Annotated in this window: 25 protein-coding genes; 10 read left to right on the top strand and 15 right to left on the bottom strand. The window is 45.1% G+C overall.

Annotation, left to right across the window (positions count from 1 at the left end; all coding sequences use genetic code 11):
• Window positions 1-28: 28 nt before the first annotated feature.
• Both QUB10_RS14920 and QUB10_RS14915 read left to right on the top strand, forming a co-directional pair.
• The gene (locus tag QUB10_RS14920; RefSeq protein WP_333203243.1) at window positions 29-2,797 is read left to right on the top strand and encodes a DUF3536 domain-containing protein; all 2,769 of its coding nucleotides are present in this window, start codon (window positions 29-31) and stop codon (window positions 2,795-2,797) included.
• Between the two features lie 281 nt (window positions 2,798-3,078).
• Window positions 3,079-3,312, top strand: a complete 234-nt coding sequence (locus QUB10_RS14915; RefSeq protein WP_333203241.1) for a ferredoxin-thioredoxin reductase variable chain — start codon at window positions 3,079-3,081, stop codon at window positions 3,310-3,312.
• A gap of 92 nt (window positions 3,313-3,404) precedes the next feature.
• Here QUB10_RS14915 and QUB10_RS14910 read toward each other — a convergent pair whose 3' ends face one another.
• From QUB10_RS14910 to QUB10_RS14895, 4 genes are all read right to left on the bottom strand, one after another.
• On the bottom strand, window positions 3,405-3,638 hold the full coding sequence (locus tag QUB10_RS14910) for a hypothetical protein (protein ID WP_333035767.1): 234 nt from the start codon (window positions 3,636-3,638) through the stop codon (window positions 3,405-3,407).
• Window positions 3,639-3,965: 327 nt separating this feature from the next.
• Complete coding sequence (locus tag QUB10_RS14905) at window positions 3,966-4,760, bottom strand: YdcF family protein (protein WP_333155429.1); 795 nt, start codon at window positions 4,758-4,760, stop codon at window positions 3,966-3,968.
• 126 nt (window positions 4,761-4,886) lie between these two features.
• Window positions 4,887-5,270, bottom strand: coding sequence for a hypothetical protein (locus QUB10_RS14900; RefSeq protein WP_333155427.1), 384 nt, complete (start codon window positions 5,268-5,270; stop codon window positions 4,887-4,889).
• Between the two features lie 29 nt (window positions 5,271-5,299).
• Window positions 5,300-6,859, bottom strand: a complete 1,560-nt coding sequence (locus tag QUB10_RS14895; protein ID WP_333203239.1) for an AAA family ATPase — start codon at window positions 6,857-6,859, stop codon at window positions 5,300-5,302.
• Window positions 6,860-7,018: 159 nt separating this feature from the next.
• On the opposite strand from QUB10_RS14895, the gene QUB10_RS14890 reads away from it, so the two are divergent.
• The gene (locus QUB10_RS14890) at window positions 7,019-8,035 is read left to right on the top strand and encodes an adenosine kinase (protein ID WP_333203237.1); all 1,017 of its coding nucleotides are present in this window, start codon (window positions 7,019-7,021) and stop codon (window positions 8,033-8,035) included.
• Here QUB10_RS14890 and QUB10_RS14885 read toward each other — a convergent pair.
• Entirely contained in the window at window positions 8,032-8,211 is a 180-nt protein-coding gene (locus QUB10_RS14885; RefSeq protein ID WP_333155422.1) for a hypothetical protein, read from the bottom strand. The genes QUB10_RS14890 and QUB10_RS14885 overlap by 4 nt on opposite strands.
• Window positions 8,212-8,233: 22 nt before the next feature.
• Between QUB10_RS14885 and QUB10_RS14880 the strand changes: the two genes are divergently transcribed.
• Window positions 8,234-8,887, top strand: a complete 654-nt coding sequence (locus tag QUB10_RS14880; protein WP_333155421.1) for a Uma2 family endonuclease — start codon at window positions 8,234-8,236, stop codon at window positions 8,885-8,887.
• Between the two features lie 120 nt (window positions 8,888-9,007).
• Window positions 9,008-9,259, top strand: a complete 252-nt coding sequence (locus tag QUB10_RS14875; RefSeq protein WP_333203235.1) for a DUF2281 domain-containing protein — start codon at window positions 9,008-9,010, stop codon at window positions 9,257-9,259.
• A gap of 89 nt (window positions 9,260-9,348) precedes the next feature.
• Here the strand turns inward: QUB10_RS14875 and QUB10_RS34240 are convergent, their stop codons facing one another.
• The 6 genes from QUB10_RS34240 to QUB10_RS14850 form a co-directional block, all read right to left on the bottom strand.
• Entirely contained in the window at window positions 9,349-9,480 is a 132-nt protein-coding gene (locus tag QUB10_RS34240) for a type II toxin-antitoxin system RelE family toxin (RefSeq protein WP_445300769.1), read from the bottom strand.
• 137 nt (window positions 9,481-9,617) lie between these two features.
• On the bottom strand, window positions 9,618-9,821 hold the full coding sequence (locus tag QUB10_RS14870; RefSeq protein ID WP_333155416.1) for a hypothetical protein: 204 nt from the start codon (window positions 9,819-9,821) through the stop codon (window positions 9,618-9,620).
• Between the two features lie 40 nt (window positions 9,822-9,861).
• Window positions 9,862-10,044 carry a hypothetical protein gene (locus QUB10_RS14865; protein WP_333155414.1) on the bottom strand — a complete coding sequence of 61 codons (183 nt, stop codon included), beginning with the start codon at window positions 10,042-10,044 and terminating at the stop codon, window positions 9,862-9,864.
• Between the two features lie 138 nt (window positions 10,045-10,182).
• The gene (locus QUB10_RS14860) at window positions 10,183-10,479 is read right to left on the bottom strand and encodes a hypothetical protein (RefSeq protein ID WP_333138225.1); all 297 of its coding nucleotides are present in this window, start codon (window positions 10,477-10,479) and stop codon (window positions 10,183-10,185) included.
• 110 nt (window positions 10,480-10,589) lie between these two features.
• Window positions 10,590-10,889, bottom strand: coding sequence for a hypothetical protein (locus QUB10_RS14855; RefSeq protein ID WP_333203233.1), 300 nt, complete (start codon window positions 10,887-10,889; stop codon window positions 10,590-10,592).
• Window positions 10,890-10,898: 9 nt separating this feature from the next.
• Window positions 10,899-11,075, bottom strand: coding sequence for a hypothetical protein (locus tag QUB10_RS14850; protein WP_333203232.1), 177 nt, complete (start codon window positions 11,073-11,075; stop codon window positions 10,899-10,901).
• Between the two features lie 149 nt (window positions 11,076-11,224).
• Here QUB10_RS14850 and QUB10_RS14845 point away from each other — a divergent pair, with 149 nt between their 5' ends.
• Window positions 11,225-11,548, top strand: coding sequence for a DUF433 domain-containing protein (locus QUB10_RS14845; protein WP_333203230.1), 324 nt, complete (start codon window positions 11,225-11,227; stop codon window positions 11,546-11,548).
• Window positions 11,532-11,867 (top strand): DUF5615 family PIN-like protein, encoded by a 336-nt coding sequence (locus tag QUB10_RS14840; protein ID WP_333155409.1) that lies wholly within the window; start codon window positions 11,532-11,534, stop codon window positions 11,865-11,867. The genes QUB10_RS14845 and QUB10_RS14840 overlap by 17 nt, the downstream gene beginning before the upstream one ends.
• Window positions 11,868-12,082: 215 nt before the next feature.
• Here QUB10_RS14840 and QUB10_RS14835 read toward each other — a convergent pair whose 3' ends face one another.
• On the bottom strand, window positions 12,083-12,616 hold the full coding sequence (locus tag QUB10_RS14835; protein ID WP_333203228.1) for a hypothetical protein: 534 nt from the start codon (window positions 12,614-12,616) through the stop codon (window positions 12,083-12,085).
• Between the two features lie 117 nt (window positions 12,617-12,733).
• Window positions 12,734-16,627: a hypothetical protein gene (locus QUB10_RS14830; protein ID WP_333203226.1), complete on the bottom strand. Its 3,894-nt coding sequence runs from the start codon at window positions 16,625-16,627 to the stop codon at window positions 12,734-12,736.
• 365 nt (window positions 16,628-16,992) lie between these two features.
• On the opposite strand from QUB10_RS14830, the gene QUB10_RS14825 reads away from it, so the two are divergent.
• Window positions 16,993-18,687 carry an NB-ARC domain-containing protein gene (locus QUB10_RS14825; protein ID WP_333203224.1) on the top strand — a complete coding sequence of 565 codons (1,695 nt, stop codon included), beginning with the start codon at window positions 16,993-16,995 and terminating at the stop codon, window positions 18,685-18,687.
• Window positions 18,688-18,795: 108 nt separating this feature from the next.
• On the opposite strand, the gene QUB10_RS14820 is transcribed toward QUB10_RS14825, so the two are convergent.
• Window positions 18,796-19,776 carry an ABC transporter ATP-binding protein gene (locus QUB10_RS14820; RefSeq protein WP_333203222.1) on the bottom strand — a complete coding sequence of 327 codons (981 nt, stop codon included), beginning with the start codon at window positions 19,774-19,776 and terminating at the stop codon, window positions 18,796-18,798.
• A gap of 110 nt (window positions 19,777-19,886) precedes the next feature.
• Here QUB10_RS14820 and QUB10_RS14815 point away from each other — a divergent pair, with 110 nt between their 5' ends.
• On the top strand, window positions 19,887-20,075 hold the full coding sequence (locus QUB10_RS14815; RefSeq protein WP_333203220.1) for a hypothetical protein: 189 nt from the start codon (window positions 19,887-19,889) through the stop codon (window positions 20,073-20,075).
• Window positions 20,076-20,164: 89 nt separating this feature from the next.
• Here QUB10_RS14815 and QUB10_RS14810 read toward each other — a convergent pair whose 3' ends face one another.
• Window positions 20,165-21,094 (bottom strand): phosphoribulokinase, encoded by a 930-nt coding sequence (locus tag QUB10_RS14810; protein ID WP_333083222.1) that lies wholly within the window; start codon window positions 21,092-21,094, stop codon window positions 20,165-20,167.
• 779 nt (window positions 21,095-21,873) lie between these two features.
• On the opposite strand from QUB10_RS14810, the gene QUB10_RS14805 reads away from it, so the two are divergent.
• Window positions 21,874-23,028, top strand: coding sequence for an adenylate/guanylate cyclase domain-containing protein (locus tag QUB10_RS14805; protein WP_333203218.1), 1,155 nt, complete (start codon window positions 21,874-21,876; stop codon window positions 23,026-23,028).
• Window positions 23,029-23,289 lie beyond the last annotated feature (261 nt).

The raw sequence follows: 23,289 nt of genomic DNA, 5'->3' as shown, positions 1-23,289 counted from the left end.
GTCTTTAACTACTTGAGGATTCGATCGCATGGTTTCGATTTCTACTACTCAATCCGATGTGCTACCTTTGTCTTCGCCAACCGTAACGGCTGCAACCCAAAGCAGTGCGGCGACTGCAACTGGGGTGTGCGTGACGGTTCACGGTCACTTTTACCAGCCACCCCGGGAAAACCCTTACCTGGACGCGATCGAACGCCAAGCCAGCGCCTCTCCCGCCCACGACTGGAACGAACGCATTGACAACGAGTGCTACCGCCCGAACGCCTTTGCCCGCATACTCAACGATCGGGGCGAAGTCGCGGGGATCGTCAACAACTACGAGTATATGAGCTTCAACATCGGGCCGACCCTGATGAGCTGGCTGGAACGCTACGACCCGGAAGTCTACCAGCGGATTCTGGAAGCCGATCGCAAAAGCTGTCAGCGACTCAACGGTCACGGCAACGCGATCGCCCAAGTCTACAATCACATCATCATGCCCCTCGCTAACGAGCGAGACAAATACACCCAAATTCGCTGGGGGATCGCAGATTTTCGCTCCCGGTTCGATCGCGATCCCGAAGGAATGTGGCTCGCCGAAACCGCCGTAGACTACGCCACCCTCGAAGTTTTAGTCGCTGAAGGCATCCGCTTCATTGTCTTAGCCCCCTCCCAAGCCGAACGCTGCCGCCCGCTAATCGGGCAAAACCAAGAAGGGGAACCAGCGGAAAATTCCGAATGGCACGAAGTCGGCGGGGGTCAAATCGATCCGACTCGCCCGTACCGCTGCTATTTGAAACCGGAAATGCGGTTGATGGCTGACCACCAACTCTCGCCGCTGAGCACTCACTATTTTGGGCGCGGGCACTCCCAAAATTCTGCAGCCCCAACTACCAACACTCCCTACATCGATATCTTTTTCTACGATGGCCCGATCTCGCGGGATATGGGCTTCAATGACGTTCTCAGCAGCAGCCACCACTTGGCCGGGCGCTTGGGTCAAGCAGTGCGGGGAGACCACAGACAGGCTCAATTAATCTGCGTGGCGACGGACGGCGAAACTTTCGGCCACCACAAAAACAGTACGGAAAAATGCCTCGCCTACGCCTTCACAGAAGAGTTTCCCCGCCGCGGTTGGACGGTGACGAATTTTGCTCATTATTTAAGTCAAAATCCGAGCGCTTGGGAAGTTGAACTCAAACCTGTGACGGCCTGGAGTTGCTCTCACGGGGTCGATCGCTGGCAAGATGATTGCGGCTGCGGTGGTGGCGGCGGATGGCACCTCAAATGGCGCCGCCCTCTGCGGGATACTCTCAATTGGCTGCGCGATCGACTGATTCCGATTTACGAAGAAGCAGGGCGCAAGCTGTTGTGCGATCCCTGGAAAGCCAGAGATGAATATATTGAGGTGATCCGGGATCGATCCCCCAGTAATGTTGACAGTTTCCTCCAACGCCATCAAGTGCGCCCCCTCGATGCCGGAGAACAGGTGGACGCCCTGCGACTGCTGGAAATGCAGCGCCACACCCTGTTAATGTTCACTAGCTGCGGCTGGTTTTTTGAAGAAATCTCGCGGCCAGAAGGCGTGCAAATTCTGCGCTACGCGGCCCGGGCGCTCGAATTGGCGGGGGAAGTTACCGGGGTGCAGCTAGAAAAGGATTTTGTCGATCGACTAGCCCTCGTACCCAGCAACGTTGAGTATTTCCAAACAGGGGCCGAAGTTTACCGCAAACTCGTGGTAACAGCCCAAATTAGTCTCAAACAGGTGGCCGCCCACTACGCGATCAGTTCTCTGTTTGCCAAATATCCCCGCGAACAGCGAGTTTACTGCTATCAGGCCCAGCAGGAAGATTTCCAAATTCAGCGCATGGGCTCGATGACTCTGGCTGTGGGTCAATTGCAGTTAACCTCGGAAATTACGCGGGAAACAGAGGTTTTTGTGTTTGCTGCGTTGCACCTCGGCGGCTGGGACTTCCACTGCTGCATTCAGCCTTTTGGCAGCCGCCGATCGTACACTATGCTCAAAGAGCGGCTGTTTGGAGTTATGCAAGAAGCTTCGGCAGCCCACGCGATTCTGGAAATGGTGCGGCTGTTTGGGGATCAGTCCTTTAGCTTGCGGGATTTATTCGCTGAGGAACGCCACCGGATCGTGCAGTTGCTGAGTCAGGAAAATTTGACTCGGTTGGATCAGCTTTACACTCAGGTTTACCGCGAAAATTACGGGGTGATGATGGCGTTCCACCGCGACGAGTTGCCGGTGCCGGTAGAGTTGCAGGTGGCTGCTGAGGTGGCTTTGGGACATCGCTGTTTGACGGCGGCCAAGGCCCTGGAATTGGAAACCGAGGATGTGGAACCGCTGCTGGCCGAAATTGAGGCGATCGCCACTGAAGCCGGCCATCTCCGCTGTCGGTTGAACGTTCCCGAAGTCAAGGAAATTTTGGAAAAGATGGTTTGGCGATCGCTAGACAGGCTGCTGCAAGCAGGATCGGGTGTGGAGGATCGCTCGCCTGTCCAGTTGGAAGCTGAGATCCGCACGATCGAGCGTTTGATTGCTGTGGGCGATCGGCTGAGTCTGGGTTTGTGCTTGGACAAATCGCAGGAACTGTATTTCGATTCTCTGTACAGTCAAATTGTGCCTCTGTGTTTGGGCTGGCTGCAACGGCAAGAGGCCTCGGCGGGCGAAAATGCGGTGGCTGCTGTTGCCTTGGAGATTGCGGGTTCAGGCGGCGGCTGGGAGTTGTCTTCGATCCGGCAGTTGCTGGAGTTGGGTCAAACCTTGGCTGTTGATGTTGAGTGTTGGTTAAATCAGTTAAGTTAATCGTTTCCCGATTAGCCTGCATCAATTCCCGCCCTTGAGAATCCGCCCGATCAAGCTTGAAAGGCCGATCGGGCCTGCGGGTTCAACCGAGAATAGATCGGCCTGGATGCCTCCATGCCGATCTTGGCTGGCGATCCAAGCACCGACAGAGAACCGCCAATTTTGTTTAAGTTTTCGCTCTACTTATGTGGGAAGATAAAAAGACTGTCCCCAAAGCGTACAAGTGTTCTGCACTTTCGCGCTTTGTAGAGTTTGGAAGAAAGAACACTAAGTTTAAATTTATGAAAGTTGGCGATCGCGTTTGCATTAAAAACTCTGTTGTTGTCTACCACCATCCTGAAAATCGCAGTCAACCATTTGATATTAAGGGTATGGAAGGAGAAGTCGTGGCGATCGTTCAGGAATGGCAGGGCAGACCTGTAAGTGCCAATTGGCCGGTTCTAGTTCAGTTTGACAAAAAATTTAAAGCTCATTTCAAAGAAGATGAGGTTGAATTGATCTCTTCTGAAGTCTAGCTGTTTGATCCCCGACTTCTTTAAGAAGTCGGGATCTTGGGCTTCAGTTTTTTAAAGTGTGATTAAGTTAATATTCGTAATTTATTTAACGCTTAATTTTTCGACCGTCTGCGGCTGAACCAACCTAAAATATTCCAATCTCCCTGCATTTTCTGCAATTCCTGCTGATGCTGCTTTGCTGTAGCGTAATACCACTGGCAGTGAAGTTCTAGTTCTTGACGGTACTTAATTTCGTCGTAAAACTCGCGGACAATTTGGTGTCTCTGAAAAATTTCGGCCGCGGGAGTCGGTTCTGGGGCAATGTTTTGCAACTCGTGGGGCAGCATGATTGTTTGGGGGCGACGGTGGCTAATATTGGCTGTAATGACTTTAAGCTAACACACTCAATCGATTTTAGATTTTAGATTTTAGATTTTAGATTTTAGGTTTTAGATTTTAGGTTTTAGATTTTAGGTTTTAGATTTTAGATTTTAGATCGTATCCGTTTGATTTAGAATCTTATCTGATGAAGTTTTGTAGGGGCCGGTTCGCCCAGATATTTGATAAGTATAGACAAATTATATAAACCTGCCCCTATAATTGGGATGCAACCGGATTGAATATTGGTTTAAATTCTTCAATCTAAAATCTAAAATTTAAAATCTAAAATTCTGTTAAAGCCATCCCCGCAGACGATAAACGATTAAGCCGATGTATTCTTTCAAAGCTTTAGTTGACTGGTTTAACTGATAGGTGTCCGGCAATAAATCCAAGGCGACTGCTTGCCAATTGCTTTCGGAGGCTGCGATATCCTGCTGCGTTATTTGAAAGTCTGTGGGTGCGGCAATTGCTTTTATTCCCTGACGCTGGAAAATTAAGAGCGATCGGGTCATGTGCATAGCCGATGTCACTAGCAAAACCGGCCCTTTTATAGCTTTAGCATCTAAAATTTTCCGCACGTTGACGGCATTTTGATAAGTGTTGTGTGAATCGGGGTCTTGCAGAATTGCTGATGCCGGTACACCAATTGTTTGGGCAATTTCTGCCATGTCTGCCGATTCGGGAGAGCCCCCGCCTTTCCAATCTACTCTACCGCCGCTGAGAATTAACCAGGAAGCTTTGCCTTGCCGGTAAAGTCGGGAACCGTAGATTATTCGATCGCCCGCTTCCGCTAATTCTACCCAAGGACGGGGAGGTAAAGCTGCTTTGACACCGCCACCCAAGACGATAATCGCTTCAGCTTGGGGGAGTTCGGCGGTTGGTAAGTTTTGCCATTCGAGCGATCGAACTAACGATTTTGAAACCCAACCGCTACTTCCGAGGAGTAAAATAATTAGAGCCGCAGCAATTGGGGCCGCCGCCCATTTGGGACGCTTCCAAAGTGTGATTAAAGCCGCCATCATTAACAGGCAACTCAACCCCAAAGGATAAATAAACAGCGGCAGGAGTTTCGATAGAAATACAAACATTCACTTGGGAATTTGGCATTGGGAACTTGTAAGCTCGCGTAGCCGAAGTATTGGGTATTGGGCCCAGGGCATTAGTGACTGTTAACTGTTAACTAATGACTAATCACTAATGACTAATAACTAAAGCTAGCGACGATCCTCTGGTCCAGATAACCAGCCAAAAAATGTAGCAGCATCACCCCTAGAGGTTTTGCTATATTTATGGGCGTCCGTTTGCACTACTTCTTTATTGAGGATAGCATCCGAGGTTTTGTCCTTGGAATTTACATTCGGGTTGAGTAGTAATTCGTTGTGCCACCAAGCGACAATTAAACCTGCTGCCACGCCACCAATGACACCAAGGCCAAGACTCAGGGGCAGCGTAGATCCTACTAAGCGAAACCCAACGGTAAACAACACAAACCATATCAGCGCGGGGCTAAAGCCCTTGGAGTCTCCGGTAAATTTTGGCATAAGCTGCAACTTTTTTTTGTAATAAAACAGAAAGATATTTACAATATTAGCAGACAATCAAATTGCCAAGGGCGATCGAACTGCAACTACTCCCCACAAATCTCGTTTAATTGTACCTCTAAGTCTTGCAGGGTATCTACAATCTTTACAGAAATTTGCTCTAATTCTGTAAAAGCTTCAAAAGCTGCTTGCTGCGAGCTCAATAGTTCTGCCGTCGCGTCCGCAATATCGCCGCAGCGCTGTTGCAGTCGTTCTCGCAATACTTCAATTGGTGCGGTGCAGTAAATGATTTGCAGGGGTAAGCCGTGGGATTGAGCCTGATTAATCGCATCGGTTCTCAAGTTTTGGCGATCGAACTTTGCATCTAAAATCACATCCCAACCTCGGTCAGCCAGAATTATCCCCAACTCTAACAATCTACCATAAGTCTGTGCCGTCATTTCATCCGAGTACAAATCTTGCCCCCCGCGTTCATTTAAAGGAATGCCGCCTAAATGTTTCCGAACAGCATCGGATCGAATGTGAATTGCCCCTGTGTGGCGAGCCAAATATCGAGCTGCTGTACTCTTGCCAGAACCCGACAAACCAGACATCAAAGTTAACTTTCCCCGGCGCGGTTTTGTGTATTCCCAAGCCAGTTTATAGTAATGAGCTGCTGTCTGTGAAATATCTGCTTTTTGAGCTGTTGAAATAGCGGGATCGTCCAACATTAACGAAGTTACTTTCGCTCTAACATAAGCTTGACGACTCAAATACAAAGGCAACAGTTGCAGTCCTTCCCAATCCCCTGTTTCTTCGATATAAGTATTGAGAAAAGCATTGCCTAAGTCTCTGCGCCCCCGCGATTCCAAATCCATTACTGTAAAAGCGATATCGTACATGACATCAACAAAGCGGAAAGGCTCGTTAAATTCAATGCAGTCGAACAGCAATATTTTATCTGGCCACAATGCTATATTCCGCAAGTGCAAATCTCCGTGACACTCGCGAATTTTATTATTGGCTATCCGTAGGTTGAATAACTCTTTATTATTCGCAAAAAATGCATCAGTATAATCTTTATTTTCCTGATACTGTGTCTGAGTTTGCGGCCCGCCGATATATTTTTCCGAAATCCGGTAATTGTTGTTTATTGCTGTGCGAATCTGACTGACTTCGCCAAATCTGCGAATGTAGCTATTACTAATTGCCCTGCTGTGAAAATTGGCAACCTCCCGCCCTAAGTCTGCCATAATTTGCTCGGTCAACAGTCCGCGTTCCAACAAACTGAGCAACAGCGAATCTTGAGTAAATTCTCGCATTTTCAGCACATATTCTACAGCAACTTCAGCCGGAGTTATAGCAGGTAAGCTCCTGCCAAAGTGAAAAGAATCGCCCCTTTTAAGAATTGGCAAAACTTCTAGATAAATTTCCGGTGCAGTGCGTCGGTTCAGCAGCAATTCTTCGTTGCAGAAATGCTGCCGTTTCTCTAAAGTTGAATAGTCCAAAAAGCCAAAATTGACTGGTTTCTTGATTTTGTAAGTATAATCTCCTGTCAGCAGGACAAAGGAAGCGTGAGTCTGAATTAGCTGCACTGGTTCTGTCACCCCGTGCGGGTAAAAACCGGGCTGCAACATTTGCTGAATCAAAGGTGGGAGACAAGTCATAGCGATTTTAGATTTTGGATTTTAGATTTTAGATTTTAGATTGGGGATTTTGGATTGTGAATTTTAGATTTTAAGTTGGGGAGTTTAGATTGGGAGTGGGGATGTTGACTTTAATCCGATTTATTATAGAGTTGATAGTTAGTGTAAAAAACAGCAGCGATGACAGAAAATAATCAAGAATCTGGTTCAGTGGATGTGTTTGGCGTAGGCAATGCCCTTGTAGACATCCTAGCATTGGTGGAAGATGAATTTGTACTCGGCCACGGGCTGAATCGCGGCGGGATGACGCTGATGAATTCGGAAACGCAGGGGGGGATTTTGCACGATTTAGAACACAATTCGCTGCAAATGCGATCGGGCGGTTCGGCGGCAAATACGATGATTGGTTTGGCTCAGAGCGGCGGTAAAGCGTATTATTCGGGGAAGGTTGCTAAGGATACTAACGGCGAATTTTATCGGCAAGATTTGCTGGCGGCGGGGATTGATTTTAACGTGCATCCTGCTGCTGAGTCGAAGGAGCCGACTGGTACTTGTGTTGTGCTGACTACGCCGGATGCGGAACGCACGATGTGTACTAATCTGGGTGTTTCTACTACTCTGGCGACGACTGATATTGATGTCGATCGACTGGCTCACTGCAAGTACAGTTATGTTGAGGGTTATCTTTGGGATGCTCCAGACCCTAGAAAGGCTAGCATTGAGACGATGGAACAGTCTAAGCGTCTGGGCGTGAAGGTGGCTTTTACTTTTTCGGATGGCTTTTTGGTCGATCGATTTGCTGATGATTTTCACAAGGTGGTTTCGGAATATTGCGATGTAATTTTTTGCAATGCTGATGAAGTTCGGAGCTTTTTTAAGGAGGAATCTCTGGAAGAGTGCGCTCGGAAAATGAGCGATATTTCGGATTTGGCTTTTATCACTAATGGGGATAAAGGCTGCATGGTGGTGGAGAACAAACAGATTGTTGATGTGGCTGGATTTCCGGTAAAGGCGATCGATACTGTGGGTGCTGGGGATGCTTTTGCGGGGGGTGTTTTGTTTGGAATTACTAACGGTTTAAGTTCTACACAAGCGGCTCGCTGGGGCAATTTCTTGGCTTCTAGGGTGGTGCAGATTCATGGGCCTCGGCTTGAGGGTTCTCAGGCTCATCTTTTGAATGAGGTGATTTCTGGTTAGGAATTGAAAGGGGCGATCGCACTTTTTTTGTTAAGGGCGATCGCACTTTTTTTAACTGCTTCCATAGCACGGGCGTCTCGCCCGTGCCACAGTGGAAATGAGTCACTTCCATAGCAGGCGTCCTGCCCGTGCCACAGTGGATGCAGATGGGAGAAGGGTGTGTTAAAATCAATCAAAGCTTAACTAATTATACCTGCTATGGTAACAACCACATTGACTCCTCCTATACAAAGTAGCGAGGAAAAACTAATTACTTTGACAGGCATTAAATGGTCAACATTTAAAGCGATAATGTCTGATGTCGGCGACGGTAGAGCGTGGAGAATTGCTTATGCTGAAGGAGTTTTAGAAATCAGAATGCCATTACCGAAACATGAAAGACCTAAAGTCATGCTGGAACTATTTATTGGAGCTTTAGCAGATGAGTTAGAAATTGAAGCTATGAGCCTCGGTGCGTTGACTCTGGAACGGGAAGATTTAACTCGTGCTATTGAACCGGATACTTGTTTTTACATTCAAAATGAATCTTTAGTTAGAGATAAAGATGAAATTAATTTACCTGCCGATCCGCCACCGGATTTGGTAGTCGAATCAGACTACACGAGTTCTTCTTTGAATAAGTTCTCAATTTATGCTTCTCTGGGGGTTCCTGAAATCTGGAGATATCGCAATCTATGTCTTCAAGTGTATCAATTGGTTGAGGGTAATTACGAAGAGAGGGAGAATAGTCTGGCTTTTCCGTTTTTGCCGATCGCCGAAATTCCTGGTTTGATAGAACAAAGTAAAAGTATTGGACAAAGGGCAGCGGTGCGTTTGTTTCGGGAAAGGATTAGGGAAGTTTTGGCGCAGTGAGTTTTGGAAAAAGTAGGAATGGGCGATCGCTCTTTTTGAAACCCAGATGAAAACTGACACGAAAAAGCCGATCGCTATTGCTAAAATAAAATTTAACGACTGTTGATTTCTCACCCGATTATGACTATCATTGAACAGATTTACGCGATCGTTAAAACCCTTCCCAAAAACCAAGCTAGCGAAATTCTCACTTTCGCTGAGTTGATTCGTGCCAAGTACCTGAATGATAACCAATCCACCGACACAGTAGATTCTTTAACTCCTTCGACAGAATTGGTTTATTCCCTAGCTGGAACATGGGCAGAAGACTTTCCTACTCTGGAATCGATTCGTGCGGAGTCGGGGGAAGACATCTGGCGGGAGAGCTTTTAGATGTACATTTTGGATACAAATACATTAATTTACTATTTCAAAGGACAAGGACAAGTTGCCCAAAACATTCTGCCATAGTAAAAACAGCTTTATGGTGGAAAGTAGCGATAAATATCTTTCCGGTGAAGCACCCTGGCAAAAGTAACAGTTTTGCCATCAAAATAAAAACCTATTCGATAGTCTCCAACCCGAAGCCGATACGCATTATCCTCACCTTTCAATTTTTTTAAGTTAACACTTGTTTGTAAATCATTACTATTTGGAATTTCCGCAAAAGCAAAATCCTTGATTTACTCAAACACAGGCGTACTTTTAAGAGCTTTTAAATCTTTCAAAAAACTGGGTAGATATTCGACTTTCATTCAGTTTCCAGTTCTGCAAGTGCTTGCTCTAAATTTAACGGGTTTTCATTTTTTACTTCGCGCATAGCCTGGAGAAGTCCTTTATCTTCGATCGCTTCTAGGAAATACTGATAGTCGGTATAATCTAGAATAACTTGACTAATGTTGCCTTCGGCATCGAATATCAATTCTTTAGCCAGTGGATAGTCTTCTATTTTCATACACTTTTATGGTGAGATGAGTTATGAGGGAATGATGCTTCTATTTTAACAGCGATATCTCAGAACCCGATGAAGTGCGATCGGGTATGTTGGCTATTGGGTCTAATAAAATTTGTCCGGCTTCGTTGACGAGAACGCGATACTCTGTTGACTTGGGTTCGAGCTTTAAACTGAGGTGTCCTTGTGGATCTGTGCTGATTAAGTTTTTCAAAATCCAAAACATATCTTTCAGCTATTATAAAGTTGGGTAAAACTCGGTTGGTTGAGTTTTACTTAATTATAACAAATTAGATGTTGTTTGTCTATTCGGATTTTAAGGGCGATCGCTCTTTTTCTAACCACAGATGAGCGCTGGTTTTTGTCAATTTTGCAGAATGTATTGACTGATAATATTTTTGAGTTCTTGAGGAGCTTCTTTGGCAATCGCCGCTCCTAAATCTGGACGCACAACCCACCACCAAACCAGTTGTTCTAAACGATCGGGAGGATTTTCATTGGGACACAATTCGATCGTACTTTCATTGACACCAATAATGTTAGCACAAAGGTCATTAGCAATGCTAACACGAGCGTCTAGATTTTCAAACTGTACGATGTCTTGCCAGCTAATTTCATTGGGAATAGAATTGAGGATTGATTGGATATCTAGAGTCAGCATTAAACTGTTCCTCCGAAAGCTATAATAACTCTAATGCCAAAGTCTTGTTGTTCTGCAAAAGATTGAGTGCTGAGCCACCCTCTCACGGTTAGAGTATTCGTACCTGTTAATTAAGGTTGGACGGAGTTGTAGAAATTGGTAATTTCCTGATGAATTGACCCAGTACCGTGTTCTAGCCGGACGAGATTGCCTGTATTGTGTATTGCTTCTGCCCCAAATCGTTGTAAGTTTGATGTTGTTTGCCCAACTATATGATGCCACGCTAACCCCGCTCCTGCCACCCCGATCGTTCTTTTAAATTCACCAAAAGTTTGAAAGCCTTGTCCGGGTGTTATGGGTGAGATGACTTTCCTTGATGCTAGTTCTCTAGCTAGTCGTCTCGCTATTTCTCGTCGAGTTTCGTCGGTCATTTATGCGAGTTAGCTTTCACTGCTGTGATTTAATTTTATCATGGATGAAGGGCGATCGCACTTTTGGTCGTAAGGCCGATCGCTCTTTTTAGCAACCGCAGATGAACGCCGATGGATGTGGATGGGGGAAAGGCGATCGCACTTTTTGTCGTAAGGGCGATTCCCTTCGGGATAGCTTCGCTTCACGTACTTTTTAGCAACCGAAGATGAAGGCGGATGGATGGGGAGGGATTAAGGGCGATCGCTATTATTCCAAATTCCAAGCGAGCGAGCTTGTAAAAATCTTTATTTTGGCTATAATAGTATTATTTTTGAATCATACCTAATAAAAAATCATGACAACAACAGTAAGTGTAGAACACATTGAAATGACACCGGGAATACGAGGCGGTAAACCCCGGATTGTTGGAACTAGAATCGCCGTACAAGATGTGATGGTGATGCACCTAAAAATGGGTTATTCTCTTTTAGAAATTGCCACTAAATACGATCTGCTTGTAGCAGCAGTTTATGACGCTATGGCTTATTATTACGATCATCGCCAAGCAATTGACATAGAAATGGCAGAAGATGATGCTTTTGTGGATGAATTTATGCGTCAAAATCCAGGTAGGTTGCAAGCAAAAATAAAGGAATTAAAAGGTGAGTCTGCGAATTAGGTTTCATTTAGATGAGCATATCGATCGTGACATTGCTAGGGCGTTACGTCTCTATGGCATTGATGTGACTACAACGGTTGAAGCAGGATTAAGGACTAAGATAGATGAGCAGCAGTGGTTGTTTATTCAACAACAGCAGCGAGTGCTTGTCACTCAGGATCGAGATTTTCTAGTTATGGCTGGTATGAGCAAGGATCATCCTGGTGTGGCTTATTTTAAACAGGGGAGTCGTTCGATCGGACAAGTAATAGAAATGTTGATTTTGCTCTATGAAATTTACACACCGGAAGATATGGTCGGAATGGTAGAGTATTTGTGAGGGCGAAGGGCGATCGCTCTTTTTAGCAACCACAGATAAACGGAATGAATGCGGATAGATAAAAACGCAATTTATCTGTATTATGACTTACGCATGGAGCCCAGAAACCGGGTTTTTGCGAAAATACTTCGCCGAAGCCCACAGATTCGGTAAAAACCCGGTTTCTTGGTCGGAGCGCATAAGTCCTGCAATACTTATTCTAAGGCTTTAGTGCGTTACTGACATCCCCGAATATTCCTTCTAATTCCTGACCATTCATTGGCTAAATTAGATTGAGAACTAGAAATTTTACGACCCAACATTTGAGGATTTCTTTCATAAAAAATCAGGTCAGCTTTATAGTCGCATATTTTTACTTGGTCGTTGGTATTTGAAGGTGTACCGTAATTAGAAAAATTGGCTAGTTCTTGAATAGACATCATACTATCATTCGTGCGAGCACCAATTACCCATGTAGGATAGGTAAAAACTCTGGCTCTCTGGCACTGCGAATTAAATTCACCATTTCTACCATTGGGGTAGCATTCAATGTATTGAACTTGGCTGAAGGAATCTCCGAACAATTGCGCCTGTCTTCGAGTGTAAGGACACCAAGAAGCGCCATACAGCTTAGCGCCTGCTTGTTTGAGATGATAGGCTAGAGATGCGGCGGTTTGTGCGGTGGCTGGTTTGACTAGGCTGGTACAATCTATGCCAATTGCACTGATTAGGGCTAGTGTTGCTAATATTTTGAATTTTAGTTTAATCATGATTCAAGGTCTGTGAGAGGGTTGGGATTTAAGGACGGTGGTTGTGGGGATTGTTTTAGAGGGCGATCGCTCTTTTTGTCGTCAAGGGCGATCGACTTAGCTACCTGACCGCAACCGTTACAATACTAAATTTGGTATTTCAGTAAGATTTAAATCATTCTTATTGAACCACCCACCCTTGATAACAGCCAAATACTGACCATTAGCAATAATCGCTGTCTTTTCGTTTAAGACTAACTCACCAAATGTTTGTACTGCTATTTCTCCTATTTTTAATCCATTTATCAATCCAATTCTACTAATACCGCGAGGGTCGCCACCTCGGCCAAAACCTAACAAAATACCAGCACGAAAGTCCTCAATAATATCAACCTTGTCTCGATTGGATTCATCTGTAATAGGCAAACCAGTGCCAGCACCCAAAAGAAATGAATCATTACCCAAACCGCCAGTTAGTATGTCTTGCTCTTTGTCAGTCCCGCCGTAGAGGACATCATCACCACCACCACCATCTAATTTGTCTGAGCCTGTTCCACCAGTGAGTATGTCATTATCGCCACCACCCCTTATTGAGTCGTTGCCCTTTCCGGCTTCAAGTACATCTTTTCCAGAATCCAATAACCCATCACCGCCTATCAGCGTATCGTTACCTGAACTACCAATGAGCGTATCATCTCCGCTGTCGCCATTAATTTCATCATTACCAGTATCACCAAATATTTTGTCATTTCCTGAGCCTGTAAAGATAGAGTTACCAGTTACCCCTAAAAGACCACCAAAATTACTTCCGTCTAGCTTGCGATCGCCTATGTTATCATCAATACTGCCGTAGACTATATCATCATTTGCTAAATTAGTATCTTTAATAGCAAGAAAGATTGGTCTATCGGGTGCTTGAACAGACATAATTCCTTCATGGACAAAAAGTCTTTCGGATCTAGGATCTATAGGATTGGTAGGGTAAGAGTAAGCATTTTTTTTTGTACTGAAACGCCCTTGATCGGTGAGGATTCTATCTTTGATAATTTCTTGCTGGAGTAATCCTAACGGCTGATCCTTTTTTGTCTGATTCAGCAAGTTTGTGAAAGTCTGAACAACTTGACCGTGTTCATCTACTGGCACGCTCAAACCACCAAAATCAATCTGAAATGACTCATCAGCAGTGGCAGCAAGTTGCTGATTTCCGGCAAGGCTTCGTGATCCTACAAGTGCTAGAGAGTAATTAGAGACTTCACTAAAGTTATTGGGCGAATCTGCTTGAGTATTTCGACCATCTAAATCATAGTCAACACCTCCAAGAGTTAAGAGATCGATGCTGCTTTCCGATGGCGGATCTAAAGCAGCAATAGTGTTAACACCTACTCCATTAGGTTTTATTTCGTTGCCTTTGTCATCTTTAAAGCCATCTTTGTAGAGGCGACCGATTTCACCGCTGACTAATGAACCCAGACTATGACCTATTAAGTTTAGATTTTTGCTAGCAGCCACAGAATCTATTTTTAATTTGTCTAGTAGTTCCGTGACCACAAATTCTGCAACGGGTCGAATCCACTTCGCAGCAAAATAGTTACCTACTCTTAGAGATGACTCTAAATCGTTTGTATCATCATTACTTATGCGACCATTAACAGAAGCTTGCTCCCAGTTTAAGAAATAAACTCGATCGTTAGGTCGGACATTTGCTAAAGCTGTTGCTAGTTCGGGTAATTTTCCCGTTGACCCATCATTCCACCCGTGAATAACAACCCAGGTTTTTCCTGTTTCAGTTTCTGATTCAAAAGGAGATGGCTGCTTATCTGTAGGGCTAAACAGTTTTAGCTCGATTTCGCGCTTTTTCGGAGAAAAATTGTCGGGATCTGTGATTTCAAACTGTGTACGACCCAAGACTCCATAAGGAAAAGAGCCGGCACCTTCAGCGAGTTTTGGAGCAGCATAAGCGGCTCCTACCGCTGTAGCAAGTCCAGCTAATGGGTTAACAAAGGTTACTCCTATTGCACCACCAAGAAGACCCCCAGCCGTTGCTACCAGATTCTGTTGCAATGAAAGATCATCAAGCGATAATTTGAATTCACCAGTTACAGAACCTTGTATGACTGGGGGAGGGTTGTTGACTGACGTGGGAACTCGATCTGTAACAATATTAATCTTCGTGTCGCCAAAGCCAAGAGCCCGCAAGTTCAAAGTATCATCACCACCTTTACCATCAGACTTTAACTTAACCCTGAAAGTCAGCTTTTGTCCTGGCAAAACGTCAGTAAACTTAGGCGGTGTAATCTCCTTCACATAACCAAAATCGTCGCTAACTGGAACAACATTAATTTCTCTTCCAACTACGTCTAACCCTGTGGCGATCGCATCCACCAAATTTGAACTATCCGAGTCTAACTCTACAACAGAACCAAATCCTAATCCATCACCATCACTGTTATCAACCAAGTCTCTGTAAGTGGCAATTTGAGCATTGGTAACAGCAAAAACTGGTACAATATTAGCATTGATCAATGCTTCCCTAACTTGTGGAACCGATGGATAGTCTTCTCCAGTGCCAGGCGGATTTCCATCAAGAATCGTGTCGAGGTTATTGGGATTTGTGATTTCTGCCTCACTACCATCTCCAGCCTGGTGAAACGGTGCATCTGTAGCCACCACAGCAACACGGCGTGCATCGTCACGGAAACCAATTTCACTTTGACTGCGAAGTCCTGTTTGCAGTAGTCCTTCCAGTTGCGCTTCACGGGGATCTCCGCCAGAGCGAATTATAAAATTATCTACAGTTGACTGTAGCGCTGTCGTATCTGTAGTTAGGGGCAGATTTGTGCGGTAGACATAATCACTATCTGCTGAGTTACCAAAGGGATTTATAGGCTTGTCTATGAAGGAACCAACCCCAAATGTGGTGTTAGGTTGAATACCTTGCAGTCTACTAACTAAATTTGGAACTAACTTTTGGACAACAGGTAAATCATTGTCAAACGAGATTGAAAGGTCTTGCAGTAGAAAAACATCAAGTGGAAGCTGGTCAGTTGTCGCACTTGCACTAACCGTTGAAGAACTTGGCATCTGAGCAGCCACAGTATCCACACTTTCAACACTTAATGCGCTGCGAGTGGTCGAACTAGAAGCATCCCCAGGCACTGTGACTGTAATATCTAAAGTAATTTCGCCACCTGGTGGCAAAAACACATCGATCGTATCCGCTGACAGAATTGTTCCCGGAGTGCTCGACAGTATCTCTCCTTTCTTAATTTGAATACCAGATGCTCCCCCAATTCGATCGCTAATACCTTTGACAAGGGTATCAAAAACCCCCGCTCCTGTTCCAGGATCGATCGCAATTCGCGCCCCATCCGCCGTGAAACCAAAAAGTTTCTCGCCCTCAAACATCAAGGCTAAAATATTACTAAAGCCAATATCGCCAATTTTGGCTGCTTGACCAGTTAGAGACACCGCATACAAACTATCGCTTGTCGCCCCCTTCGATGTCGCTAAAAATCGATTATTCGGAGCATCAAATGCCAAGTCCCCACTGCTATTGAATCCAGTAGATTCCAAGTCAGCGATTAAATATACTCCCGCATTAGTGGTATTAATCGCGTATAAGTTAGAATCCCCAGCCGCATAAAGGATATCATTGGCAAATTCTAGAGCATTCATGTTGACACCCGCAGGAAGGCCGCCAACAAATGAACTTAAACCCGATACTGGATCGATTTTGAATAACTGAGTGGGCGTAATTCCGAAAATCGTCCCGTCTTTAGAAACAGCGATGTCGGAGAAACTGAAGGTACTAGCAATTTGGGTGAATTTGGCTGACGGATCGATCGTTCCAACTTGTCCGCTTAGTCCGTCGAAGGTCGAAATGAAAGACGAACTAGCCCCTAACTGGCTAGCATTGCGGGTATCCAAACCATAGGACAAGATTCGATCGCCCTTAATCTCTTCCTCCAGAGGCCCGATCGCACCCGCATCCACTGCACTACCCAACAACACATCATCTGTGAGTAACTTCATAAATCCCATCTCCTCAAAAATATAGTTGCGTCAAAACCAGCAAAGCCCGCCTAGCAAGCTTTCCTAGATATCTATCAGGGCGTTTCTCTGCTTTTTATGCAGTTCGCCCAGTTTTTGTAATAAAACTTTACATTGCTCCCAACAGCAGATAAGCTGTATCCCCGATCGCCCGCCAGATGCACCGTCAAACGTACCTGACAACCAAACACATCATTTCACAATACTCCACAATCCTGAATCTGTATAGGCTTAACGGCTCACCATTTGGCTCAACATCAAAGGCTCACTTGGCTCATTTGGCTCATTTGGCTCACCAAATCGTGTAACATTCTTTACTAAGGCAGAGTTTCCGTAGAGGAGTACCAATGGCAGGCTTGCTCAGAGCATCCGAAGAAGGGCTAAAAATCATTGACATGGTAAGACGCAATCTCGGATGGAATAAAACTGAGGATACTTGGTGTGTTGCCGCTTTAGTTTCAACAGCTACCTTAAAGCGGTTTTGGGCGAAAATAGGAATTAGACGAGAGAACTTTATCAATATTTGCAAAGCGGTAGAAATAGAAAACTGGGAATACATTGCTGAAGGCTACAAAATTCAGAAAACAGAACCACTTTTAGCCGCCGCGATCGCAGATATCCCCCAAGACAACCAAACCGATCGCACTTTCCCCCTCCCAGAAAACTTACCCCCCGTCCGAAATTGGGTACAGCGCACCAAAGAAATCGACACCTTAAAAACCCTAATTGTTGAACCCCATCTTGTAGGGGCGGTGCCCCCGTGCCCGCCCTGGGGGGTTCCCATAGCCATCTCAATTGTCGGATTACCAGGCATCGGAAAAACCAGCCTCGTCAGCCAACTAATTCGCCAACTCCACACAGAAAAAACTCCCTTCACCTGCGCCGCTTGGCAATCCTTGCAATCAGCAACAGGCAAAGCACCCCCGTGCGATCGCACAATTGACTCCCTGCTATTCACCCTATCCAACGGCGACATTACCGCAGCCGTCACTGCTCAAAATGACTGTGGCAAAAAAACCGAAAGTTTGCTCAAAATCCTCAGAGAAAAACCTTGCTTGCTCGTTTTCGATCGCGCCGACACACTTTTGAAAGCTGGAGAGGCAAAAGCGGCTGGTTATTTCGCAGACGATTGTGCCGAATATGCTTGGTTATTCAAACAACTATTAGAAACAGAACATCAAAGCAAAATTATTTTCACCAGTCGCGAAAGCTTAGCCGAATTGCCGTCAACAGTCACCCGCGAAATCCAGCTAAACGGATTGGATCAAGATGCCGCCGTTGCCCTCTTGCAATCTTTTAATCTGACTGCAAATCCAGAAGAATTAGCCGAAATGTGCGATCGCTATTCTGGACATCCCAAAGCCTTACAACTCGTCGCAGCCTTGATTCGAGACGATACCGAGTTTCAGGGAAATGTCGGGATTTTTCTGCACCAGAGAGACTGGTTGCTGATTCGAGATATTGAGAGATTAATTGATGAAATGATAGCCCGTCTCAGCGACGGCGAGCAAACTTGTCTCAGCCAAATTTCTGTCTACCAAACCTCAGAATACCCGCTATCTTTTGCAGGGATTAGCGCTCAAATGCCAGAAGTTAGCAAGTATGAACTCAAAGAAAATATTATTCAGGCACTCAAGCGCCGACAATTGCTATATTACGATCGCCACCTCAAATCCTATCACTTGCATCCCCTAGTCCGAGAAAAGGGCGAGTACCTGCTAAATCAAAATCCTGAAAATCTCCGTACCGCCCACCGCCAAGCCTATCACTATTATATCAGCATTCCCCTCAAACCGGAATCGGAATGGCAAGAAATCGAGGATATTAAGCCCCTAATCAGAGCGCACTATCATGCTTCTCAAGCAGGAGATTTAGATGCAGCAAATGCGATTATTTCTGAAGTTTGTGAGTATTTGCGGCAGTGGAATTGTGCAGAGTTGGTGTGTGGAAATCTACAGTTGCCATTGTTAACAGAGGTAAAAAACATTAGCCTTTCAGGGGCGGGCAAGATGCCCAACCCCTACTCCCCACAAGAAAATTAAACTCTTGTGGAACGGGCATCTTGCCCGTTTCCATAGTCCGCGAAGGCGGACTTTGTTTGTGTAGCCGCGGTTTCAACCGCCCGGTTTCAACCGCCGATTTTATTAACTTCAACCACTAGAATAAATCCCTCTTTCTTGGAGTTGCTGCATAAAAAACTCTTCCAAAGTAGGCTTAGCCAAATTCATGGCAATTAGCTGCCCTCCCGTACCACTCAGACTAGAAATAAACTCCTTCGGATCGCCCTGCAAATGACCGTACCACAAATCATTATCAACTTCCATATCCGGTATCCATTTTTGCAGGATGTTCAAGTGGCCACCCCTACCTTCAACCCGGTAAGTTTCAGTATTACCCAAGAGTTCGTCGATCGCACCACTGCAGATTAACTCACCCTTCGCCAAAATTGCCACTCGATCGCAAATCTTCTCCACATCAGACAATATATGCGAATTAAAAAAAATTGTTTTTCCTTGATTTTTCAGCGATAAAATTATCTCCCGCATCTGATAGCGCCCCATCGGATCTAAACCAGACATCGGCTCATCCAAAAATACCACATCTGGATTGTTAATCAAAGCTTGAGCCATGCCGATCCGTTGCAGCATTCCCTTAGAATACTGGCGCAACTGTTTTTTTCTTGCCGCCGATTGAGATAGCCCAACTAAGTCTAGCAAATGCGGAATTCGCTGCCGCTGAATCGAGGAGGGAATTTGAAATAACCCCGCCGCAAATTGCAAGAATTCCCAGCCCGTGAGATAATCGTAAAAATAGGGATTTTCAGGCAAATAGCCGACTCGCTGCTTCACAGTGCGATCGCCCAAAGGCCTCCCCAACAGCAGCGCCCTGCCAGAAGTCGGCCGCACTATACCCAGCAAAGTTTTCAGCAGCGTAGTTTTCCCAGCTCCATTTTGCCCTAACAACCCGAAAGTTTCCCCCTCAGAGACACTCAGAGTGCAATTTTTGAGCGATTCAATTTTTTCATTCATCCAAAAGCCGGTACGGTAGAACTTCCCCAGATTAAATGTTTCCACCACTGGGGTAGCTCTGGGCATCTCGGTGGAAGTTGGCGCATCTACAAGAGGTTCCATTTTTGTCAGAGAAATAACTAGCACCTGATTATATTCTATTGCATAAGTTAAGTAATAATTGCTATTTTTAATGTTAAACTAATATTAGCTACACTTGAAATTTGCTGAATATGGATCGTTCAAAAATTATTGCTATTATCACTGGGGTGATTTCTATAGTTTTAGCAGTTGCCTACCTGCTGCTCGTCACCCTCCTTGACTTCCGAGGCGAAATGCTGCCCGCACCTCAAAGTCAGTTGCCAGTCTCGCTGCCAATTCAGCAATTGGCTAATGCTAATCTGACTTTGCGAGTACATTAGTTATTGGTTATTGGTTATTGGTCATTGCAATAACCAATAACCAATAACAACCAACAACTGCCAACCAACAACTGCCAACTAACAACTAACTAATAGACATGAATTGCTTTCATCATGTGATATGCAACTAGCAACTGCGTCAAAGCTAGCGGGTAACTTTGCAAAACTTCGCCAGTTGTGCCGATCAGTTTGCCAATTTCCGGGTTGCCTTGGGCGGAACAAAATCCCCGCAGGTGCGGCAACTCGCTACACAACATCATTTCCAGTTCGTTTACTTGCTCGCTGGTAGCGTGGGAGTCTACTTCCAAAACGTCAACAGGTTTGCCCATATCCCGATCGAGTCCCAAGCGAATTGCAGGTTTAAAACTCTCGCTGCCTCGACCTAAAATTTCAGTAAAATCCGGGTGAGGAATTGTCGGTCTGAGCACTAAACGCACGCTCAAATTGGATTCATTATCCGCTTCGGGCGGGTAAAAACTAACTACAACGTCGGCCGATTTGCGCTGCGGACGAATGAAGTCTTCAGAGTCTGGTTCGCGTTTTTTTATTTCTGCAAGCACCTGTTCTTCAGTATAACCGCGCTTCATGATATCGCGCTTAACTTTCCACTGAGTTCGCAACTCTTCGGGAGGAGCAAGATACACTTTTACGTCGTAAGAATCGCGGATTGTTCGGGTTGCGTAACCCAGCAAACCTTCTACTATTACAAATTTGCTGGGCTTGATGTATTCCGGTGGGTCGAATGTACCTGTGGTGTGGTTGTAGATGGGTTTGAGAATTGCTTGTCCGGTACGCAGCAGACTGAGATGTTGCTGCATGATGTCGAGGTAATTGCAGTCGGGATGCAATGCTGTGATTCCGATTTCTGCCCGCTGCTTTCTGTCGTAGCGATGATAGTCGTCAGTGCAAATCACAGTGACATTTTCTGGCCCCAATACTTGGGCAATTCCCCGCGTCAGGGTGGTTTTGCCCGCTGCGCTGTCTCCGACAATACCGAGAATAATTGGTCGATCGCTCATTGTTTTTACCCGGACGCACAATAGCAAATTTTGTTGTCAATCTTACATCTTATCAAAGTTGTGTTCGATCCGATCGCTCGGTTTGACAATCAAGCATCCAGGATACCCGCCACGTGATTCATCCGTCCAGAAATAAAAAACCTGTATCCGATAAAGGAACCCCCGAATTTATCCGTGGGGTCAATGCTTCAATTCTAAAATCTAAAATCTAAAATCTAAAATCGATTGACTTGCTCCCCCCGGAGTCTCCCCCATCTGTAAAAATATTGTTATATTTCTTAATATAATGCGGCACTGGAGACTCAGGGAGCATCAGATTAAAAAATCACGCCCATTTCTCAACCGCCCAAGATGTCGATCGTACTTTTGAATCCAGCTCCGCGTCAGAATTTCGGGAAAATTACCCCTGCAAAGTGTCCGGGTAGTCTCTTTTGTCTTTTGTAGTGCCAATTGCAACGGTGGGGCTTGTGGCATATTTTTGGTTTCAAAACCAGCCAGCAAGCAGTGAATCAATTCGCCAGTCAATCAATCGACGCCCTGGGCGATCGAATTTATCCGCAATATGAAATTTTAGCCCCAGCTTTCGCTGTTTTGACAAATTAGTATAATTTGACTTGAGGAGGCAATCATGCCCTCACAAACCTGTTTTTTTTCCTCTTGCTTGCCTTCGGCAATGCGTTTTTCCGTCCAAAAAGTTCGGTTTCCACGCACCCGTGCGTAATTTATAAATTTCAATAAATCTTAAGTTTATTAAGTTTAACTAAGCCCGTAGCAAGCCGATGAATCAACCATCTTCAGAAAAATTAAGGGGCAGTATTTTAATTGTGGACGACAGTCTTAACAATTTATTGTTAATGGAGCTGATCTTATCCAGGAAAGGCTATAAAGTAGAAGCTGCATCTAGCGGTCAACAGGCACTCGATGCTGTGGATTTGGCTCAGCCTGACTTGATTTTGCTGGATATTATGATGCCCGATATGGATGGCTATGAAGTTTGCAGTCGCTTGAAAGCGAACGCTAGCACTCGTGGCATTCCCATTATTTTTCTGACTGCTGTGGTAGAAGCTTCTGAGAAGGTGAAAGCCTTTAATGCTGGCGGGGCGGACTACATTACTAAACCTTTTCAAACCGTAGAGGTGGTAGCTAGGGTAGAAAATCAATTGCGACTGCGGGAACTAGAGTTGCAACTGAGAGATAAAAATCTGATGTTGCAGCAGGAAATCGCCTATCGGGAACAGGCAGAAAGGGAAACGCGCTTGCTGTTGGAAAAAACAAAGTCTCAGAAAGAAAAAATTGAAGAATTGCTATTAAATATTTTGCCGAAACCGATTGCAGAGCGCTTGCAGGAGGGACAAAGCATAATTGCTGACAGCTTTTCGGATGTCAGCGTTTTATTCGCCGATTTGGTGGGATTTACGAATTTTGCCTCTCAAAAAACTGCGGCAGAAACGGTGAAAGTTCTGAATCAAATTTTTAGTCTATTTGACGAGTTATCGTTACGGCACGGTTTGGAGAAAATCAAAACTATGGGTGACGCTTACATGGTAGTTGGTGGTTTGCCGGAACCGCAAGAAAATCACGCTATTGCGATCGCCCAAATGGCACTGGATATGCAAGCTGCTGTCGCTAGCTTCAATGTCCAAAACAATCACAAATTTAGTCTCCGCATTGGGATAAATATTGGTGGGGTAGTGGCGGGAGTCATTGGTTTAACTAAATTTAGTTACGATTTGTGGGGGGATACAGTAAATGTTGCTCAGCGGATGGAATCAAGCGGTATTCCGGGGGAAATTCAGGTGACTGCTGCAGTTTACGATCGTTTAAAAGATAAATTTTTGTTTAAAAAGCGCGGTGCTGTTGAGATTAAAGGTAAAGGAGAAATGATGGTTTATTTGTTGGTGGGGCGAAATCAATCATTAATCCTTAGTCATTAGTCATTAGTCATTAGTCATTAGCTCATATCCAATTAAACAGAACTTACCCATTGGGGGTGAGAAACCCGGTTTTTCCGATTTTTTTCGATTCGGAACGAAAAATCTCCGAAGAAACCGGGTTTCTGAGGTCGCAAGTGCATCCAAGACTATTAAATAGACATAAATTTTTCAGAGCAAGCCGGTTGATGAGCGTAACTCCTATGAATGAAAGATTGTTGGTGAAACCCGCCCCGACTGGATTTACATTTGTGGCAGCGGACA

Source organism: Microcoleus sp. B5-D4 (assembly GCF_036705145.1).
In the GTDB taxonomy this organism is placed as follows: Bacteria; Cyanobacteriota; Cyanobacteriia; order Cyanobacteriales; family Microcoleaceae; genus Microcoleus.
Note: the sequence above shows the minus strand (reverse complement) of the source record. Positions and strands in the feature narration are given on the sequence as shown.

Coding starts and splice junctions, on each gene's coding strand:
- QUB10_RS14905 (WP_333155429.1), bottom strand. CDS start 4,760: ATGTTTGTATTTCTATCGAAACTCCTGCCGCTGTTTATTTATCCTTTG.
- QUB10_RS14835 (WP_333203228.1), bottom strand. CDS start 12,616: ATGATTAAACTAAAATTCAAAATATTAGCAACACTAGCCCTAATCAGT.
- QUB10_RS14865 (WP_333155414.1), bottom strand. CDS start 10,044: ATGTTTTGGATTTTGAAAAACTTAATCAGCACAGATCCACAAGGACAC.
- QUB10_RS14815 (WP_333203220.1), top strand. CDS start 19,887: ATGGATCGTTCAAAAATTATTGCTATTATCACTGGGGTGATTTCTATA.
- QUB10_RS14895 (WP_333203239.1), bottom strand. CDS start 6,859: ATGACTTGTCTCCCACCTTTGATTCAGCAAATGTTGCAGCCCGGTTTT.
- QUB10_RS14810 (WP_333083222.1), bottom strand. CDS start 21,094: ATGAGCGATCGACCAATTATTCTCGGTATTGTCGGAGACAGCGCAGCG.
- QUB10_RS14890 (WP_333203237.1), top strand. CDS start 7,019: ATGACAGAAAATAATCAAGAATCTGGTTCAGTGGATGTGTTTGGCGTA.
- QUB10_RS14845 (WP_333203230.1), top strand. CDS start 11,225: ATGACAACAACAGTAAGTGTAGAACACATTGAAATGACACCGGGAATA.
- QUB10_RS14860 (WP_333138225.1), bottom strand. CDS start 10,479: ATGCTGACTCTAGATATCCAATCAATCCTCAATTCTATTCCCAATGAA.
- QUB10_RS14910 (WP_333035767.1), bottom strand. CDS start 3,638: ATGCTGCCCCACGAGTTGCAAAACATTGCCCCAGAACCGACTCCCGCG.
- QUB10_RS14875 (WP_333203235.1), top strand. CDS start 9,008: ATGACTATCATTGAACAGATTTACGCGATCGTTAAAACCCTTCCCAAA.
- QUB10_RS14825 (WP_333203224.1), top strand. CDS start 16,993: ATGGCAGGCTTGCTCAGAGCATCCGAAGAAGGGCTAAAAATCATTGAC.
- QUB10_RS14870 (WP_333155416.1), bottom strand. CDS start 9,821: ATGAAAATAGAAGACTATCCACTGGCTAAAGAATTGATATTCGATGCC.
- QUB10_RS14830 (WP_333203226.1), bottom strand. CDS start 16,627: ATGAAGTTACTCACAGATGATGTGTTGTTGGGTAGTGCAGTGGATGCG.
- QUB10_RS14880 (WP_333155421.1), top strand. CDS start 8,234: ATGGTAACAACCACATTGACTCCTCCTATACAAAGTAGCGAGGAAAAA.
- QUB10_RS14920 (WP_333203243.1), top strand. CDS start 29: ATGGTTTCGATTTCTACTACTCAATCCGATGTGCTACCTTTGTCTTCG.
- QUB10_RS14915 (WP_333203241.1), top strand. CDS start 3,079: ATGAAAGTTGGCGATCGCGTTTGCATTAAAAACTCTGTTGTTGTCTAC.
- QUB10_RS14820 (WP_333203222.1), bottom strand. CDS start 19,776: ATGGAACCTCTTGTAGATGCGCCAACTTCCACCGAGATGCCCAGAGCT.
- QUB10_RS14855 (WP_333203233.1), bottom strand. CDS start 10,889: ATGACCGACGAAACTCGACGAGAAATAGCGAGACGACTAGCTAGAGAA.
- QUB10_RS14805 (WP_333203218.1), top strand. CDS start 21,874: ATGAATCAACCATCTTCAGAAAAATTAAGGGGCAGTATTTTAATTGTG.